Source organism: Streptomyces sp. WAC04114 (genome assembly GCF_019733245.1).
Lineage (GTDB): Bacteria > Actinomycetota > Actinomycetes > Streptomycetales > Streptomycetaceae > Streptomyces > Streptomyces massasporeus_A.
On sequence record NZ_JAIGQA010000032.1, the window covers coordinates 21,158 to 36,491 of the forward strand.

17 protein-coding genes and 2 pseudogenes are annotated in these 15,334 nt (G+C 67.3%); 13 read left to right on the forward strand and 6 right to left on the reverse strand.

The genetic code is table 11. From position 1 onward, the window contains the following. Positions 1–148: 148 nt before the first annotated feature. From K4G64_RS11865 to K4G64_RS11875, 3 genes are all read left to right on the forward strand, one after another. A complete protein-coding gene (locus K4G64_RS11865) occupies positions 149–994 on the forward strand; it encodes a TIGR03619 family F420-dependent LLM class oxidoreductase (protein ID WP_221755991.1) in 846 nt (281 codons plus the stop codon). Between the two features lie 142 nt (positions 995–1,136). Next, positions 1,137–1,343 (forward strand): hypothetical protein, encoded by a 207-nt coding sequence (locus tag K4G64_RS11870; protein ID WP_221755992.1) that lies wholly within the window; start codon positions 1,137–1,139, stop codon positions 1,341–1,343. 44 nt (positions 1,344–1,387) lie between these two features. Further along, positions 1,388–3,973 (forward strand): bifunctional FO biosynthesis protein CofGH, encoded by a 2,586-nt coding sequence (locus K4G64_RS11875; protein WP_221755993.1) that lies wholly within the window; start codon positions 1,388–1,390, stop codon positions 3,971–3,973. 28 nt (positions 3,974–4,001) lie between these two features. On the opposite strand, the gene K4G64_RS11880 is transcribed toward K4G64_RS11875, so the two are convergent. Then, on the reverse strand, positions 4,002–5,411 hold the full coding sequence (locus K4G64_RS11880; protein ID WP_221755994.1) for a hypothetical protein: 1,410 nt from the start codon (positions 5,409–5,411) through the stop codon (positions 4,002–4,004). An 18-nt stretch (positions 5,412–5,429) separates the two neighbouring features. Continuing rightward, complete coding sequence (locus K4G64_RS11885; protein ID WP_221755995.1) at positions 5,430–5,900, reverse strand: GtrA family protein; 471 nt, start codon at positions 5,898–5,900, stop codon at positions 5,430–5,432. Positions 5,901–6,036: 136 nt separating this feature from the next. Here K4G64_RS11885 and K4G64_RS11890 point away from each other — a divergent pair, with 136 nt between their 5' ends. Beyond that, positions 6,037–7,035 (forward strand): glycosyltransferase family 2 protein, encoded by a 999-nt coding sequence (locus tag K4G64_RS11890; RefSeq protein WP_221755996.1) that lies wholly within the window; start codon positions 6,037–6,039, stop codon positions 7,033–7,035. A 94-nt stretch (positions 7,036–7,129) separates the two neighbouring features. Next, positions 7,130–7,690 (forward strand): hypothetical protein, encoded by a 561-nt coding sequence (locus tag K4G64_RS11895; RefSeq protein ID WP_221755997.1) that lies wholly within the window; start codon positions 7,130–7,132, stop codon positions 7,688–7,690. On the opposite strand, the gene K4G64_RS11900 is transcribed toward K4G64_RS11895, so the two are convergent. From K4G64_RS11900 to K4G64_RS11910, 3 genes are read right to left on the reverse strand one after another with little or no spacing between them, the layout of a single operon-like run. After that, positions 7,683–8,195: a DUF2165 domain-containing protein gene (locus tag K4G64_RS11900; RefSeq protein ID WP_221755998.1), complete on the reverse strand. Its 513-nt coding sequence runs from the start codon at positions 8,193–8,195 to the stop codon at positions 7,683–7,685. The two genes, K4G64_RS11895 and K4G64_RS11900, sit on opposite strands and share 8 nt — an antisense overlap. 45 nt (positions 8,196–8,240) lie before the next feature. Next, positions 8,241–8,423, reverse strand: coding sequence for a DUF397 domain-containing protein (locus tag K4G64_RS11905; RefSeq protein WP_221755999.1), 183 nt, complete (start codon positions 8,421–8,423; stop codon positions 8,241–8,243). Beyond that, positions 8,420–9,232: a helix-turn-helix transcriptional regulator gene (locus K4G64_RS11910; protein WP_221756000.1), complete on the reverse strand. Its 813-nt coding sequence runs from the start codon at positions 9,230–9,232 to the stop codon at positions 8,420–8,422. Before K4G64_RS11910 ends, K4G64_RS11905 begins: the two co-directional genes overlap by 4 nt. Positions 9,233–9,345: 113 nt before the next feature. On the opposite strand from K4G64_RS11910, the gene K4G64_RS11915 reads away from it, so the two are divergent. Together K4G64_RS11915 and K4G64_RS11920 are read left to right on the forward strand one after the other, a co-directional pair. Further along, complete coding sequence (locus tag K4G64_RS11915) at positions 9,346–9,795, forward strand: ATP-binding protein (protein ID WP_221756001.1); 450 nt, start codon at positions 9,346–9,348, stop codon at positions 9,793–9,795. Next, positions 9,786–9,964 (forward strand): annotated as a pseudogene (locus K4G64_RS11920) (IS701 family transposase); the annotation flags it as partial. The gene K4G64_RS11915 and the pseudogene K4G64_RS11920, both read left to right, overlap by 10 nt. Before the next feature lie 87 nt (positions 9,965–10,051). Here the strand turns inward: K4G64_RS11920 and K4G64_RS11925 are convergent. Beyond that, positions 10,052–10,308 (reverse strand): annotated as a pseudogene (locus K4G64_RS11925) (IS5/IS1182 family transposase); the annotation flags it as partial. Positions 10,309–10,347: 39 nt separating this feature from the next. Here K4G64_RS11925 and K4G64_RS11930 point away from each other — a divergent pair. From K4G64_RS11930 to K4G64_RS11945, 6 genes are all read left to right on the forward strand, one after another. Beyond that, positions 10,348–10,830, forward strand: coding sequence for a hypothetical protein (locus K4G64_RS11930; protein WP_221756002.1), 483 nt, complete (start codon positions 10,348–10,350; stop codon positions 10,828–10,830). Between the two features lie 194 nt (positions 10,831–11,024). Then, positions 11,025–12,176: a hypothetical protein gene (locus tag K4G64_RS11935; RefSeq protein ID WP_221756003.1), complete on the forward strand. Its 1,152-nt coding sequence runs from the start codon at positions 11,025–11,027 to the stop codon at positions 12,174–12,176. 580 nt (positions 12,177–12,756) lie between these two features. After that, on the forward strand, positions 12,757–13,497 hold the full coding sequence (locus K4G64_RS11940; protein ID WP_221756004.1) for an ABC transporter ATP-binding protein: 741 nt from the start codon (positions 12,757–12,759) through the stop codon (positions 13,495–13,497). 473 nt (positions 13,498–13,970) lie between these two features. Further along, positions 13,971–14,201 carry a hypothetical protein gene (locus K4G64_RS41380; RefSeq protein WP_374206400.1) on the forward strand — a complete coding sequence of 77 codons (231 nt, stop codon included), beginning with the start codon at positions 13,971–13,973 and terminating at the stop codon, positions 14,199–14,201. Positions 14,202–14,286: 85 nt separating this feature from the next. Next, on the forward strand, positions 14,287–14,421 hold the full coding sequence (locus tag K4G64_RS40115) for a hypothetical protein (protein ID WP_260460349.1): 135 nt from the start codon (positions 14,287–14,289) through the stop codon (positions 14,419–14,421). An 11-nt stretch (positions 14,422–14,432) separates the two neighbouring features. After that, positions 14,433–15,329 (forward strand): amidohydrolase family protein, encoded by an 897-nt coding sequence (locus K4G64_RS11945; RefSeq protein WP_221756005.1) that lies wholly within the window; start codon positions 14,433–14,435, stop codon positions 15,327–15,329. Positions 15,330–15,334: the final 5 nt, after the last annotated feature.

A 15,334-nucleotide genomic window follows, 5' to 3' on the forward strand; every position in this document is an offset into this window, starting at 1 on the left:
TGGTGCGGGGGTGGTGCGTGCAACCTTTGTATTGAGCCGTGAACTCCCGTACACGGGAAGGGGATCGGCTGATTTCGGCGAAACGGAGTCTGGACGAGTCCGACCGGTCGGTATCGACAGTGCGGCCGACCTCCGGTACAGATACGTCATGCGCATCGCCGTGACGATCTTCCTCACCGACGAGACGATCACCCCGACCCGGCTCGCCCGGGAGCTGGAGGGCCGCGGATTCGCCGGGCTGTACCTGCCCGAGCACACCCACATCCCCGTCGAGCGGACCACCCCGTACCCGGCGGGCGGTGACCTGCCGCCCGAGTACGGACGCACCCTCGACCCGTTCGTGGCCCTCGGCCAGGCCGCCGCCGTCACCGAGCGGCTCGGGCTCGGCACGGGCATCACGCTCGTCGCCCAGCACGATCCGATCGCCCTGGCCAAGCAGATCGCCACCCTCGACCACCTCTCCGGCGGCCGGTTCACCCTCGGGCTCGGCTTCGGCTGGAACGTCGAGGAGGCCGCCGACCACGGCGTGCGGTGGAGCGCCCGGCGCGAGCTGGTCCGGGACCGGATGGCGCTGATGCGGGCCCTGTGGTCGGAGCGGCCGGTCGCCTATGAAGGGAAGTTCGGCGGCGTCCGGGCCAGCCACGCGTATCCGAAGCCCGTGCGGAAGCCGCGCGGCCCGGTCGTCGGCCCGCGCACGCTCGTCGGCGGGGCCGCCGGACCCAAGCTGTTCACCCACATCAGCGAGTACGCCGACGGCTGGCTGCCGATCGGCGGGCGTGGTCTCGGCGAGGCGCTGCCCGTCCTGCGCACCGTCTGGGCCGACGCCGGCCGCGACCCCCGGGCCCTCCAGATCGTCCCCTACGCCGTCCATCCCTCCCCGGGCAAGCTCGCCCACTACGCCGACCTCGGCATCGAGGAGGTCGTGGCGCAGCTGCCTCCGGCGGGGGAGGCGGAGGTGCTGAAGGCGCTGGACGGTCTCGCCGCCCACCTCTGACAACTCCCCTGCCTGACTGGCTCTTTGTCGCTCCCTACTAAACTGCGGGTCAACAACCGGGACGGGACACCGGTGCGCGGCTGACCACCGCGCACGAAACGGTGTGACGGCCCGGCTCACTGATTCCACGGGGGAGAGCGTCTTGAGGCTTTGGTGGTTTTCCTGGCTCCTGCGGCACTTCACGGAGTACGGCTACAGCCAGGGGTGGCCGCATGCCGCGATCGGCACCACGGCCGTGCTGGTGACCGCCGCGCTGGTCTGGTTCACCCTGCACCGCAACCGACCGGCCGCCGTCGCCGCGGCCGGCCTCACCTCGGCCCTGGGCATCGGATGGCTGGCGTTCCACTGACGGGGCTTCCCCGAGCCTGATCAGCGCACTCGTATGCTCGAAGGATGACGACCTCCGCGACCTCCGGAACCGGCCCCACCGAGAACTCCATGCGTCGCGCCCTGAAACGGGCCAGGGACGGTGTCTCGCTCGACGTCGCCGAGGCGGCGGTGCTGCTCCAGGCCCGGGGCGAGCAGTTGGAGGACCTGTCCGCCTCGGCCGCCCGGGTGCGGGACGCGGGCCTTGCGGCGGCCGGGCGGCCCGGCGTCATCACGTACTCCAAGTCCGTCTTCATCCCGCTGACCCGGCTGTGCCGGGACAAATGCCACTACTGCACCTTCGTCACCGTCCCGGGCAAGCTGCGCCGCGATGGCCACGGGATGTTCATGTCGCCGGACGAGGTTCTGGACATCGCACGCAAGGGCGCCGCCCTCGGCTGCAAGGAAGCCCTCATCACCCTCGGCGACAAGCCCGAGGACCGCTGGCCCGAGGCGCGCGAGTGGCTCGACGCGCACGGCTACGACGACACCCTCGCCTACGTCCGGGCCGTCTCCATCCGCATCCTGGAGGAGACGGGCCTGCTCCCGCACCTGAACCCGGGCGTCATGAGCTGGACGGACTTCCAGCGTCTGAAGCCGGTCGCGCCCAGCATGGGCATGATGCTGGAGACCACCGCGACCCGCCTCTGGTCGGAGCCGAGCGGCCCGCACCACGGCTCTCCCGACAAGGAACCGGCCGTGCGGCTGCGGGTGCTGGAGGACGCCGGGCGGTCCTCCGTGCCCTTCACCTCGGGCGTCCTCATAGGAATCGGGGAGACCTACGAGGAGCGCGCCGAGTCGCTGTTCGCGCTGCGGAAGGTGTCGCGGGCGTACCACGGCGTCCAGGAACTGATCATCCAGAACTTCCGCGCCAAGCCGGACACCGCGATGCGCGGCATGCCCGACGCGGAACTGGACGAACTGGTCGCCACGGTGGCCGTCGCCCGGCTCCTCATGGGCCCGAGCGGCAACATCCAGGCCCCGCCCAACCTCGTCGACGACGAGTACGAGCGGCTGATCCGCGCCGGCATCGACGACTGGGGCGGGGTCTCCCCGCTCACCATCGACCACGTCAACCCCGAGCGCCCCTGGCCGCAGATCGAGCAGCTCGCCGAGAAGTCCCGGGCTGCCGGTTTCGAGCTGCGGGAACGCCTCTGCGTGTACCCGGAGTTCGTGCGGCGCGGCGAGCCCTGGCTGGACCCGCGGCTGCGTCCGCACGTGGCCGCGCTGGCCGACCCGGAGACCGGCCTCGCGCGCTCCGAGGCGCTGCCGCAGGGCCTGCCGTGGCAGGAGCCGGAGGAGGTCTTCGTCGCGTCCGGCCGTACCGACCTGCACAGCTCCATCGACACCGAGGGCCGTACCTCGGACCGCCGGGACGACTTCGACGAGGTGTACGGCGACTGGGGCGCCCTGCGCGAGGCCGCCGCCCCGGGCATGGCCCCCGAGCGCATCGACACCGACGTACGCGAGGCGCTGCGCACGGCGGCCGACGACCCGACGAAGCTCACCGACGACGAGGCGCTGGCCCTGCTGCACGCGGACGGACCCGCGCTGGACGCCCTCGCCCGGATCGCCGACGACGTACGCAAGTCGGCCGTGGGCGACGACGTCACCTACATCGTCACCCGCAACATCAACTTCACCAACGTCTGCTACACCGGCTGCCGCTTCTGCGCCTTCGCCCAGCGCCGCACCGACGCCGACGCCTACACCCTCTCCCTGGACCAGGTCGCCGACCGCGCCCAGCAGGCCTGGGACGTGGGCGCGGTGGAGGTGTGCATGCAGGGCGGCATCCACCCGGACCTGCCGGGCACGGCGTACTTCGACATCGCGCGGGCCGTGAAGGAACGCGTCCCGGGCATGCACGTGCACGCCTTCTCGCCGATGGAGGTCGTCAACGGCGCGACCCGCACCGGCATGTCCATCCGCGAGTGGCTGACCGCCGCCAAGGAGGCGGGCCTGGACACCATCCCGGGCACGGCCGCCGAGATCCTCGACGACGAGGTCCGCTGGATCCTCACCAAGGGCAAGCTGCCCGCGGCCGACTGGATCGAGGTCGTCAGCACCGCCCACGAGCTGGGCATCCGCTCGTCCTCGACGATGATGTACGGCCATGTCGACCAGCCCCGGCACTGGCTCGGGCACCTGCGCACATTGGCCGGCATCCAGCAGCGCACGGGCGGTTTCACCGAGTTCGTGACGCTGCCGTTCGTGCACACCAACGCGCCGGTCTACCTCGCGGGGATCGCCCGCCCGGGCCCGACCATGCGGGACAACCGCGCGGTCACGGCCATGGCCCGGCTGCTGCTGCACCCGCACATCCCCAACATCCAGACCAGCTGGGTGAAGCTGGGCGCGGAGGGCGCGGCGGAGATGCTCCGCTCGGGCGCGAACGACCTCGGCGGGACGCTCATGGAGGAGACCATCTCCCGCATGGCGGGCTCGTCGTACGGCTCGTACAAGTCGGTGAAGGACCTCATCGCGGTGGCGGACGCGGCCGGGCGTCCCGCCAGGCCCCGCACCACCCTCTACGGGGACGTCCCGCAGGAGCGGCAGAGCGCGGCGGCGGCCTCGGACGGGCATCTGCCCGAACTGCTGCCGGTGCTCGACTGAACCGGCTCCCCGGACGGCTTCCGGCGCCCTACTGGCTTCCGGCGTCCGCCGGCTGATGCGCCGGCAGGGCGCGGCCGGCCGTGGCGCCGGGAGCCGCGGGGGGCGGTGCGGTCCTGCCGCGGCCCAGCAGGAGCAGCAGCAGGCCGAGGGCGCAGGCGAGGGCGGGCCAGTACACGTAGCGGAAGTCCGTCGCGGGCATGATCGGCAGATAGCCGAGGATGTAGGCGGCCGAGCTGATGCCCAGCGCCCGCACGGGCATGGCGAACAGGCCGCGGCCGGGGCGGACGGCCAGCACCAGCGCGACCGTGAGCCAGAACCAGCCGCGGAACAGCCACCGCAGGTCCGAGGCCATGCCCTCGACGTAGGAGCCGAGCATGTCCGCCAGCTGAGGGTGCGCCACCCCGATGCCGAGGTCGTTGCGGGTGATGCCCGCCTTGTACACGTAGTCGGTATCGAACAGCAGCGTCGCGAAGAGCCGCAGCCGGTACTGGAGATAGCCCGGCACGTGCCCGCTCATCTCGCGCAGCCACAGCGAGGTGATCTCGCCGGAGTCCCCGTGCAGCCCGTCCGCCGGGCGCTGGTAGCAGGCCCAGTAGGCGTCGGAGAGGGCGCCGACGCGCTCGCACTCGCGCGCGGAGGCCACGAGCCGCTCCCGCAGGGCGGGTGACACGTCCGCCGACCGGAGCTCGTCCACGCTCAGCACGTGCACGAGGTCGTCGAGCATGATCTGCGCGCCCTGCTTAGTCTGGAGGGGCTGCGCGAACAGGGAGATCGCGGCGGCGGGCACCACCAGGGCCGCGGCGAGCGCGGCCGTGCACACCAGCCACGTACGGCGTCCCGGAGCACGCCACAGGGCCAGGACGAGCATGACGAACACCGGGATCGCGGCGACGAAGGCGTTCTTGCGCACCAGCATGGCGTAGGCCAGGAACAGCGCCCCCAGCCCGAGCAGCGCCCACCGCACGGCCGGACGCGGGTCCCGGTCGCGCAGCCGGAGCCCGGTGAAGGCGACCGCGCAGGCGGCGAGCAGCGCGAACGCCGCGTGCACGTCCTTCCACACCACCCCGGCGAAGTTCAGCACGAAGGGCGCGAGCCCCACGCCGAGCACGGCGAGTGACCCGCCGCGGCTCCGGGTCAGCTCCCACACGCACCCGGCCAGCACCCCCAGCGCGCCCCAGAGGACGGCGGACTGGAGGACGAGCATCGACGTGATCGACCCGGTCACGGCGATGAGCGCCCGCCACACCAGGCTCAGCACCGGCGGATGCCAGTCGGTCAGGGGAGCCTTGCCCTGGGCCTGCCGGAGCTGGTCGAGACTGTCGGGGCTCAGGAAGCCGGGGGCGAAGACGAGGACCGTGGCCAGGCAGCAGAGCGCGGCGACGGCGGCCAGAACCCAGACCCAGCGCTGCGCACGCGCCACCGTAGGCTTTTGTCCCATATGCCGGATGTTAGCGGCTCAGGATGCGACGAAGACGTAGCGCCGGTAGGCGTAGAAGCGGAACAGCGTCGCGAGCACCCAGCCGAGGATGCGGGCGGTGTTGTCGCTGAGCGGCGAGTCCAGCCCGAGCAGATGCCGCGAGGCGTAGACCGTGCCCGCGGTGATGGCGAGCCCGACCCCGTTCGCGACGAGGAACAGCAGCAGCTCGCGGGTCACCTTCTCGCGGTGCCGGCCGCGGTAGGTCCAGTAGCGGTTGCCGACCCAGCTGAAGAGCGCGGCCGCGGTCGTCGCGATGACGGACGCCTGCACGGGAGCGGTCCGCATCACCCCGCCCTCCGTGCCGCCGGGCAGGCCGAAGACGAGCAGGTTGTAGCCGCCGTTGTCGACGACGAAGGCCAGGGCCCCGACGACGCCGAACTTGGCGGCCTCGCGCCAGATGCCCTTGATGGCGTCACGCGCACGCAGCGTCACAGAGTCGAGGACCGGCACGCGGTGAGCGTAACGACCCGGCGCGCACCATCCGGTCAGGCGCGCTCATATCGCACTATGTCCGACTGTGTGAGGTGCTGATGTATGAGGTGCCGACTGTGTGCGGAACCGTGTGCGGAACTCGGTCGAGTGAGGAGTGGTCGTGGAACCGACGATCGCGTGTGTCGTGCCCTGCCACAACGAGGAGGCGGCCGTCGGCAAGGTGGTCCGCGACCTACGCGCGGCCCTGCCCGAGGCCGTCGTCTACGTGTACGACAACGCCTCCACCGACCGCACCGTGGAGGTCGCCCGGGCGGCCGGCGCGATCGTCCGGGAGGAGACCCGCAAGGGCAAGGGCAACGTCATCCGCCGCGCCTTCGCCGACGTCGACGCCGACGCGCTGCTCATCATCGACGGCGACGACACCTACGACGCCTCCCGCGCCCGCGACCTGGTGGACCTGCTCTTCGAGGGGCCGTATGACCAGGTCGTGGGAGCCCGCCGGGTGACCGTCGACGGGGCCTACCGGGCCGGGCACGCGGTCGGCAACAAGCTGCTCACCGGGGCGGTCAGAGCCCTGTTCGGCAACGACGTGACCGACATGCTCAGCGGCTACCGGGTCTTCTCGCGGCGCTTCGTGAAGTCCTTCCCGGCACTGGCCCGCGAGTTCGAGACCGAGACCGAGATGACGATCCACGCGCTGCACCTGCGGCTGCCCACCGCGGAGATCCTCACGGACTACCGGGTCCGGGCCGCCGGCGGCGAGAGCAAGCTGCGCACCTACCGGGACGGCTGGCGCATCCTGCGGGTCATCCTCGACCTGGCGCGGCGCGAACGCCCCTCGCTGGTCCACACCGTGCTCGCGGGCGTGCTCGCCCTGGTCTCGGTCATCCTCGGCATCCCCGTCATCGCCGAGTTCGTCGAGACGGGCACCGTCCCCCGGGTCCCCACGGCGATCCTCGCCGCCGCGATCATGACCATCGCGGCGCTCGTGCTGCTCGTGGGCTACATCCTCGAGTCGCTCATGCACATGCGCCAGGAGCAGACCCGGCTGGTGCATCTCTCCTACCCGGCCCCGGTGCGCACGCCGCGCTACGCCGCCCGCGGCGCCGGCACGGGCCCGGTCCCGGTCCGCAAGACCGCCGACGGCCCCTGAGGGAGCGGAGGGGCACGGGGGCAGTGGGCCGGCGGGTGCGCAGTACGATGATCGGAACCCCCTTCGGTGTGGGGTCCCGTGACTGAGGAGATGCGTGCCGGTGCCTGCCCGACTTCCTTCGTGGGCCTGGGTGACCGGGCTGACCGTGGGAGCGATAGCCGCGGTGACGGTCCTGGGCGTGCAGGCGGACCGGGGCTCGCACCCCACCGCCACCTCGGCCAAGCCGAGCAGCACGGCCTCGGCGCAGCCCACCCCCACGGCGTCCGTTCCGGCGAGGGTGCCCGACGGCTCCGGCACCGGCCGGCGCGTCGTCTACTCCCTCGGCGAGAAGCGGGTCTGGCTGGTGGACGCGAGCGAGGCGACCCGCCGAACGTTCACCGTCTGGCCGGGCACGGTCAGCCCCGACCCGGGCGACTACACGGTGTCCTCGCGCAACGCGGCCACGACCGGCTCGGACGGCGTCCAGATCGAGCACATCCTGTACTTCGCCGCACAGGACGGCGTCTCCGTCGCCTTCTCCAACGCGGTCGACGGGTCCTCCCCGCCGCCCGCCGCCTCCGGTGGGAAGACCGGCGGGGTCCGAATGAAGAAGGCGGACGGCACGGCACTGTGGGCGTTCGGCACGGTCGGCACGACCGTGGCCGTGGTCAAGTAGCGGAGGACTCCGTCCGCGGCGCCGACAGCTGGTTGACGAGCAGTACGACCCCGCTGAACAGGAAGATCCGGGTCGCGGCGTCCAGCCCGTTCCAGCTCTTCGACTGCCACATCGAGAACCACTCACCGCCGATCGCGATGAACCCGGCCCCGAACAGCAGCATGACCATCAGCAGCCCGTACGTGGACATCCGCCGGGCACGCAGGTCATCGCGTCTGGCCCACAGCCAGCTCCCGTATATGAGGACCAGCGCGGCGACGGTCTCCCAGACGATGATCCCGACGTAGGCGGCGTCCTGGAGCCCCTGGCTCGTGACGGCCCGCCACATCAGGTCCTCGTCCTTGAACGTGGTGTCCATGGCCAGCACGTGCCGGACGAACTGCTGGTTGGTCCCGAAGTCGGTGATGTTCCCGAACGCGACGAGCGCCATGTAGAGGGCGATGGTCGCGGTGAGCAGGGTGGCGGCGAGCGACAGCGTGCCGCGTGATGTGGAGGAGGTGGCCATGGCGATCATTCTCCCCACGCACGGCCTTCCGGTGTACCCCGCCGGTCAGTGCCCGGTCGTGAACTCCAGGAAATCCGCCCAGACTTCAGCGGGGAACGCCAGGCGGGCGCCGTCCTTGCTCTTGGAGTCGCGGATGTGGACGGTGGGGTTCGATATGGCGACCTCGACGCAATCGGGGCCGTCGTTGCTGCTGTAGCTGCTCTTGAACCAGGCGAGTTCAGTGGTCACGTCTCGTCTCCCAGAACTTTCTCAATGAAGGCCAGGGACTCTCGGGGTGAGAGGGCCTGCGCCCGGATCATTCCATAGCGCATGTCGAGGATCTGGGCGTCCCGGGGGTCGCTGATCACGCGATTGTGCAACTGGGCCTCGAAGTGTCCCAGCGTCTTGCCCTCCTGGAGCTTCAGCACCCGGAACGGGCCTGCCATGCCCGCGTGGTCCTCCCGGTCGGTGGGCATGACCTGGATCGACACGTGCCGCAACTTGGCAACCTCCAACAGGTGTTCGAGCTGTTGGCGCAGCACCATTCTGCCCCCTACCGGCCGCCGTAGCGTCGTCTCTTCCTGGACAAACGTGACGAGCGGACGCGGCACGCGATCGAACACGGCCTTGCGTGCCATGCGCGCTGCGACGTGGCGTTCGATCTCGTCCTCGGTGAAGGCAGGCCGCCTCATGGCGTACAACGCGTGCGCGTACTCAGGGGTCTGGAGCAACCCGTGGATCTGGTGGTTGTCGTAGGCCCCGAGTTCAAGGGCTTCGTCCTCCAGCTTCGCCAAGTCCCGCACCTTCTTCGGATACCGGGCCCTCTCCACGTCCTCCCTCATCGCGGCGATCTTGCCGCCCGCCCCCAGCACCTCATCCGCCTTGTCGAGAAAGTCCGGCTTGGGGATGCGTCTCGCCCGCTCCACCGACGAGACCATCTCCTCGCCGTACCCGATGGCCGCCCCCAACTCCGCCTGCCTCAGCCCGGCCGCCGCGCGCCACATCTTGATCTGCCGACCGACCGTCCTGAGTACGGCCGCCGCTTCCTCGTCCTCCACGCCTTTCCCTCCTGACGTACGAGCTGTACGACCCCGCCATGCGTCCGGACAGTCACGCTCCGTACCGGGGTCGTCGCTGTTCAGAGTAGGGACGGGCGGCCACGCTGGGTGACATGAGTCAGAAATTCCTCGCCGGGATCAGCGCCCCCGTACGCCACTTCGCGATCCAGTTGTCGGCCACTCGAAGAGGTGCTCGACTGGCTCGGCTGCTCGCCGAACGACAGCTCGAAGAGTGGGGCGAGGCGTACGAGGACGCCCGGCAGGTGGTGGCCGAGCTGGCGTCGAACGCGGTGCTGCACGGGCGCGTCCCGGGCAGGGACTTCCGGCTCACCTTGAGGCTGGACGCAGACCGCACGCTCCGTATCGAGGTCACCGACGCCCGGGGTGACCGAACCCCACGGCTCCCGGGTCCGGTCGCGCAGGACGCGGAGGGCGGACGCGGGCTGCTGATCGTCGCGGCGTACGCGCACCGCTGGGGGGTGGTGGAGACGGCGGCTCACGGCAAGACGGTGTGGGCGGAACTGGTCCCGGACCAGGGGAACGCGCCCGGTCGCATGGTCTAGGGTTGATCAAGCACGGCTTGGGCCTGGACCACTTCGGGGGCCGCACCTGGCACCACCACGTCACCCTCGTCACCGCCGCCCAGGCCTTCCCCACCCAGCGACGGCTCGACCCAAAAGCCCAGATGCCGGCCTGAACACCCGGTCCTCGATGCCCTTCAGGACCTGCTGAGGTGCTGGACCGGCACCTGCACCACCTGCGGCCGTCCCCTGCCGACCAGCAGATCCAGAACCGAACGAAGCGCTACTAGCGCAACCTGCCGACGGACAGGGGCAGACCCGTGCAGTCGGTGATCAAGTGGACCCTCGAGCCGTACTTGCCCCGGTCGACAGGATTCGGACCTGTCAGTTCCCCCTTTTCAGGGCCCGCATGTTCACCGAGCCGATCGCGCACCGGGACCAATCCAGCTCACCGCGTGCACCGAGGTCATCAAGGACCAAACGGTGGAGCTTGGCCCACACTCTGGCCTTCGACCACTCCGTGAACCGGCGGTGGGCCGCGGCTCCCGACGGTCCGGACGTGGCGGACGGCAGCTACGAGGTGACCTGTAAAGCATGACGATCACTTCTTCATATATCCTGCACATCGAGGATGATCATGTCCTTGACAGGGGAGGAAACTTTATGTCCGAAATACGCAAAGTCGGCGCTGTTATTGCAATGGCGGCAGCATTGTCCCTTGCGTTCCAGCCTACGGCATCCGCTAACATGTGGGGGGAGATAAAGGACAAAAAGGCTGGTGCAGAGTCGCCGAAATGGTTCGATGAAAAATACTCCGAAGTGGAGTTCTACAACTGCAATTCGGCTCATCACCAGAGCGTGCAGGTGCTCCTTCGCCATGCACTGGACTTTCAGCCTGACCCCAACATGGGCACGAAGGTGTACACCGCCTGCTTCAAGAGCGGAGGCGTGAGCCGGGGCTCTTGGAATGACCTAACATCGGGTGACTACTACTTCGAGCTCGGCAAGATCGACAGTGGCGACTCGAACACCATTGACGTCGATAAATTCTATGTCGACACTACTCTAGCAGACTAAATCCGCCAGTAAGGAATGGGGCGTAATCGGCCCCATTCCCTACTGCACATCCTCGGAGAGCGATGTTGAAGGTTCGAGTTTCTCTGCGTACCAGTAGCGCTTTCTGGGCGTCACCATTTGCGCTAGGGCTAACCCTCTTCTACTACTTCGCTGCAGGGGACGAATTCCCCAAAAGCTACCTGGGTTACGCTCCTATGATCGTCAGCGATGCGCTGACTCCCATGTATGCCTTCGCCTACGCTACTGCCTCTGCGTTGGCGGCGACCGAGAGTGGTCGCTTGACGGCTGCGAAGGTATGGCAGCTCGCGCCTGTCCGCTCGCGCCTTGCAATCGCTTCGCAAGCGCTCCTACCCGTGATCTGCCTAAGTTGGCTGATGCTGACACTCCCTGTAACAATTGCCTTGCTGCAAGAAGGTGTGTTTCCTACTGCCGTAAGCATCAGACCACTTGAGCTGGCTCTTATCCTCACGATTGCCCATGCCGCAATAGGCTTCGGTATTGGTTTCCGTGTGCCCCGGCAGATCGCTGCTCCAATGATGGCGGTAGTAACCTTCATCGCTGTCGCCTTCTCGGTAACAACGGAGCCATTCTGGATTCGTCACGCATCTGGACAATTCACGGGCTCTCTTCAGTTTGGCGAACAAATCTCTTACGCCAGCGTCTGGCCTCATCTTCTGCTTACAGGAAGCGTGGCAATTGCCGTTGCGTTGATGTGGCTTCCAAGTAAGTGGCTGATTCTCCGCGTTGTCTTGGCATGTGCGATATCTGTCGTCGGTCCGAGGGTCGCCCAAAGCCTTACGGAAAATTGGGGGCCAACCGCACCAGTGGCCATTGGGGCCACCCCCATGAAGTGTCTGGGGCGGGCGCCTAAAGTTTGCATGCCTTCAGTAACATCAGAGGACTTGCCAGAGGTGCGCGAGAAAGCCAAATCTGTTCTGTCCGATTTTCGCAGTGCCGGTATGCGCGATATCCCTGTAGTCATCACCGACCGATTGGCTGATGGTCGTTTCTATCGGCCGTCCACGGCTCACACTTGGCGCGTTGAACTAACTGCATCCGCCCAAAGGGGAGATGTGCGGTTCGCAATAATGAAGGCTGCTGTGCGCTTCACCTGCCCGCGTCCAGACCCAACCGCGAGCCGGGCTGCTGGCTTGTGGGCCGCAACGGTCACGGGGGAGAGGGACGCATACGAGCGCAAGCTAAAACAGCGGGGCGAGCAGTTCGACCGCGAAGAGTCTCGGCGCGATGAAATTAGCAGCGAAGTCGAGGATGTTTTGCAAAAGAGTCCTAGTGGCCAGGTGGCTTGGTTTAAGCAGCGCCTCACTGATGCTTGTGACAACGGATGATTTGGTGGATTAGGGCCCGGCGGGCCCCCAGGTTCATCGTATCCAGCTTGATCTTTGTCGTACTTGTCTCCCTGGCCATGCACGACAGTGCCGTCCCGCTGCCGTCCTTTGGGTCTGGGGGAATGATCGAGGTGCGCATCGTGATGTTCGTGCCAATACCCTTTGTGGCCGCACTATCAATGATGCTGGACTCCAGGGCTCCAGCGCCCGAGGCTTCCAGCGTTCGTCCCGTGGCGATCATGGACTTGGCGCTCACGGTTACGGCAGTCGCTATTACTGCGGCTATCGGGGTTGGGCTGAGTATCCTCCTTAACGCGCCCGAGTTGGCATCTCTGGGGCGAAACGTACTCTTCCTGACTGGGGTAATGCTGCTCGGGCGAACCGTGGCTGGATCGGCTGCAGCAATGATCCCAGTGGCTTGGCTTTTCCTAGTTGTTTTTGTTGGATTTCGGTCGGCCAACGAACCGTACCCCTGGGCCGTGGTTCCTGACCCTTGGAATGCACCCCATGCTCTGCTGATTGCTTTCCTTGTCTATATCGCGGGTGCCCATTCTCTCTATCGCACTGCAAGGACTGCCTCATGACCCTCGAACTAGATTCGTGCAGCTACTCCTACCGAAGTTGGCAGCCACCAGTGCTGGAGAGCTTCAGCTTCAGCCTGCCGCGAGGCCTGACTGTCCTGCTCGGCCCCAACGGTGCTGGAAAGTCTACGCTTCTTAAGCTGGCGGCTTCCGTCATCAAGCCGAGCGTAGGATCCGTTCGGGTAGCCGGCGCTGATGCGAGCACGAAAGCTTTTCGTCGCCAGGTGGCTTGGATGCCACAGACCATCACCCCCATGCCTTCTCTGACTAGTCGTGAATACGTCGCCTACGTCGGATGGCTGAAGGGCATGAGTCGCCGTGATGCCTGGGATGGTGCGGCGAAAGCGTTGGCTCGAGTGGAACTCACCAAGAAGGCTCAGACCAAGACAACTCGACTTTCTGGTGGGCAGTTGCGGCGTGTAGGTGTAGCCGCAGCCCTCGTTCACGAGGCGCGCGTACTTCTACTCGATGAACCTACGGCAGGAATGGATCCGCATCAACGGAGGGTTTTTCGTGATATTCTGAATGGTCTTGCCGGTGAAGTTGACATACTATTGTCCACTCACGATGTCGCAGATCTGGCTGAAGAGGCCGACTATGTGACTGTGCTTCATTCTGGACGCATAATCCACAGTGGCACGACCCAGGCGTTTTTCTCCCACACGCCGCCTGGCACGGCTGATGGTCGAGCGGCCGAGGGTGCGTATACCGCGCTACTGGGTAACTTCGGATCGGATTGACCGCCGATTACGTCGTGACACAAAAAGCTCGTGCAGGTCCAGGCTCCTCGGCGCAGGGATTTTTTTCCAACCTGGCGTTGAGGGCGCGGGAGAGAGAAGAAGACTGCCGCGCTTCCCTCGAGGCTGTTGTTGAGTGCTCGGAACAGCTCGCGAGCCCGCTCGCAGAACCGCTCGACATCCATGATGTCTGGCTCGTCGCCATCCGTCAGCGTCCGGGCCTGGAGGTGCTCCAAAGCGCAGCCCGCCGTAGTGAGTTCTGCGGCGCCGCCCTCCTGATTTGGCTGGCGCCACTGGACACTGATGCCAGTGCCCCATCTTCTTGGTGGCAGCACTCGCCATCCTTCTGCTTCCTCTCATCTGTGAGGTGAGCGTCGTGCTCTTCAACAAGACGAAGTTGGTGGTTCCGCCGCACAGGAGGGTCGACCTAGTGCTGTGACCGCTTAGGTTCGACGGGTTGACGGTACTTTCCACGGATGAACCAGCTCCCGTGCACTTTGGAACCGCTTGTTGTGCGCACCGAATTCTCGACGGACGGTGCTTGGGACGCTCTGCGGGAGGCGCTGTGCTCACCCAGTAAGGACGGCTTCTTGCCCAACGTCGCACTCGTCGATGACCGGCAGTACGAGGGCTTGACACCCGGTCAGGTTTTCGACCTGGTCCCTGCTGAGTATCAGCATCCACTTGTGGTCTTGCGGACTCTGTAACTGTCGCCTCGACTGAACGGCCGCTCCTTGTGGCGGACCTGCTGGCTGAATGTGGGTGTTGTGTCCGCGTTGTATCAGCTGAGCCATGCGGGAGGCGATGCGCCGGGACCTGGGTGTGACGGAGGACTCCGGAGCCGATCACGCGGTGGAGATGCCCTCCTACTACGGTGACTCCACCGCCCTGCTCCGCGGCTTCGGGGAGTGGGACCGCACCCCGTGACGGAGATCGGCATGAGTGAGCAGCGCAAGGCGTCCGAGGAGGCCGGTGAGATACGCCGGTTCTGGGGCCGGCTCGGGCTACCCGGGTTGATCGACGTCCACACCCACTTCATGCCGGAGCGCGTGCTGCACAAGGTGTGGGACTACTTCGACGGCAACGGGCCGCTGGTCGGCGGGCTGGAGTGGCCGATCACGTACCGGAAGGCCGAGGAGGAGCGGGCGGAGCTGCTGCGGGACTTCGGTGTGCGGGCCTTCACCTCGATGCTCTACCCGCACAAGCCCGGCATGGCCACGTGGCTGAACGGCTGGGCCGCCGACTTCGCCCGCCGCACCCCCGACTGCCTGCACACCGCCACGCTCTACCCCGAGCCGGATGTGGAGACGTACGTCCGTGAGGCCGTGGCGGCGGGGGCGCGGGTGTTCAAGGCACATGTGCAGGTGGGCGCGTACGACCCGGCCGACGCGTCTCTCGACCCGGCGTGGGGGGTGCTGGCCGAGGCCGGGATCCCCGTGGTGATGCACTGCGGCTCCGGGCCCGCGCCCGGCAAGCACACCGGTCCCGAGCCCGTCGCGCGGGTGCTGGCGCGGCACCCGAGGCTGCGGCTGATCGTCGCGCACATGGGCATGCCCGAGTACGAGGAGTTCCTCGACCTCGCCGAGCGGTACGACGAGGTGCGGCTGGACACGACGATGGCGTTCACGGACTTCACCGAGGACTTCATGCCGTATCCCCGCGAGGCCCTGCCCCGCTTCGCCGCGCTCGGCGACCGCATCCTCCTCGGCTCCGACTTCCCCAACATCCCCTACCCGTACCTGCACCAGCTCCGGGCCCTGGAACGGCTGGACCTCGGCGAGGAGTGGCTCCGAGCCGTGTGCCACGACAACGCGGCCGCACTCTTCACCCTCTGAGCCGC

What these genes read in the sequence shown, in the direction of transcription:
- K4G64_RS11865 (WP_221755991.1), top strand. Translation starts at nt 149, where the DNA reads ATGCGCATCGCCGTGACGATCTTCCTCACCGACGAGACGATCACCCCG.
- K4G64_RS11875 (WP_221755993.1), top strand. Translation starts at nt 1,388, where the DNA reads ATGACGACCTCCGCGACCTCCGGAACCGGCCCCACCGAGAACTCCATG.
- K4G64_RS11880 (WP_221755994.1), bottom strand. Translation starts at nt 5,411, where the DNA reads ATGGGACAAAAGCCTACGGTGGCGCGTGCGCAGCGCTGGGTCTGGGTT.
- K4G64_RS11900 (WP_221755998.1), bottom strand. Translation starts at nt 8,195, where the DNA reads ATGGCCACCTCCTCCACATCACGCGGCACGCTGTCGCTCGCCGCCACC.
- K4G64_RS11915 (WP_221756001.1), top strand. Translation starts at nt 9,346, where the DNA reads ATGAGTCAGAAATTCCTCGCCGGGATCAGCGCCCCCGTACGCCACTTC.
- K4G64_RS11930 (WP_221756002.1), top strand. Translation starts at nt 10,348, where the DNA reads ATGACGATCACTTCTTCATATATCCTGCACATCGAGGATGATCATGTC.
- K4G64_RS11935 (WP_221756003.1), top strand. Translation starts at nt 11,025, where the DNA reads ATGATCGTCAGCGATGCGCTGACTCCCATGTATGCCTTCGCCTACGCT.
- K4G64_RS11940 (WP_221756004.1), top strand. Translation starts at nt 12,757, where the DNA reads ATGACCCTCGAACTAGATTCGTGCAGCTACTCCTACCGAAGTTGGCAG.
- K4G64_RS41380 (WP_374206400.1), top strand. Translation starts at nt 13,971, where the DNA reads ATGAACCAGCTCCCGTGCACTTTGGAACCGCTTGTTGTGCGCACCGAA.
- K4G64_RS40115 (WP_260460349.1), top strand. Translation starts at nt 14,287, where the DNA reads ATGCGGGAGGCGATGCGCCGGGACCTGGGTGTGACGGAGGACTCCGGA.
- K4G64_RS11945 (WP_221756005.1), top strand. Translation starts at nt 14,433, where the DNA reads ATGAGTGAGCAGCGCAAGGCGTCCGAGGAGGCCGGTGAGATACGCCGG.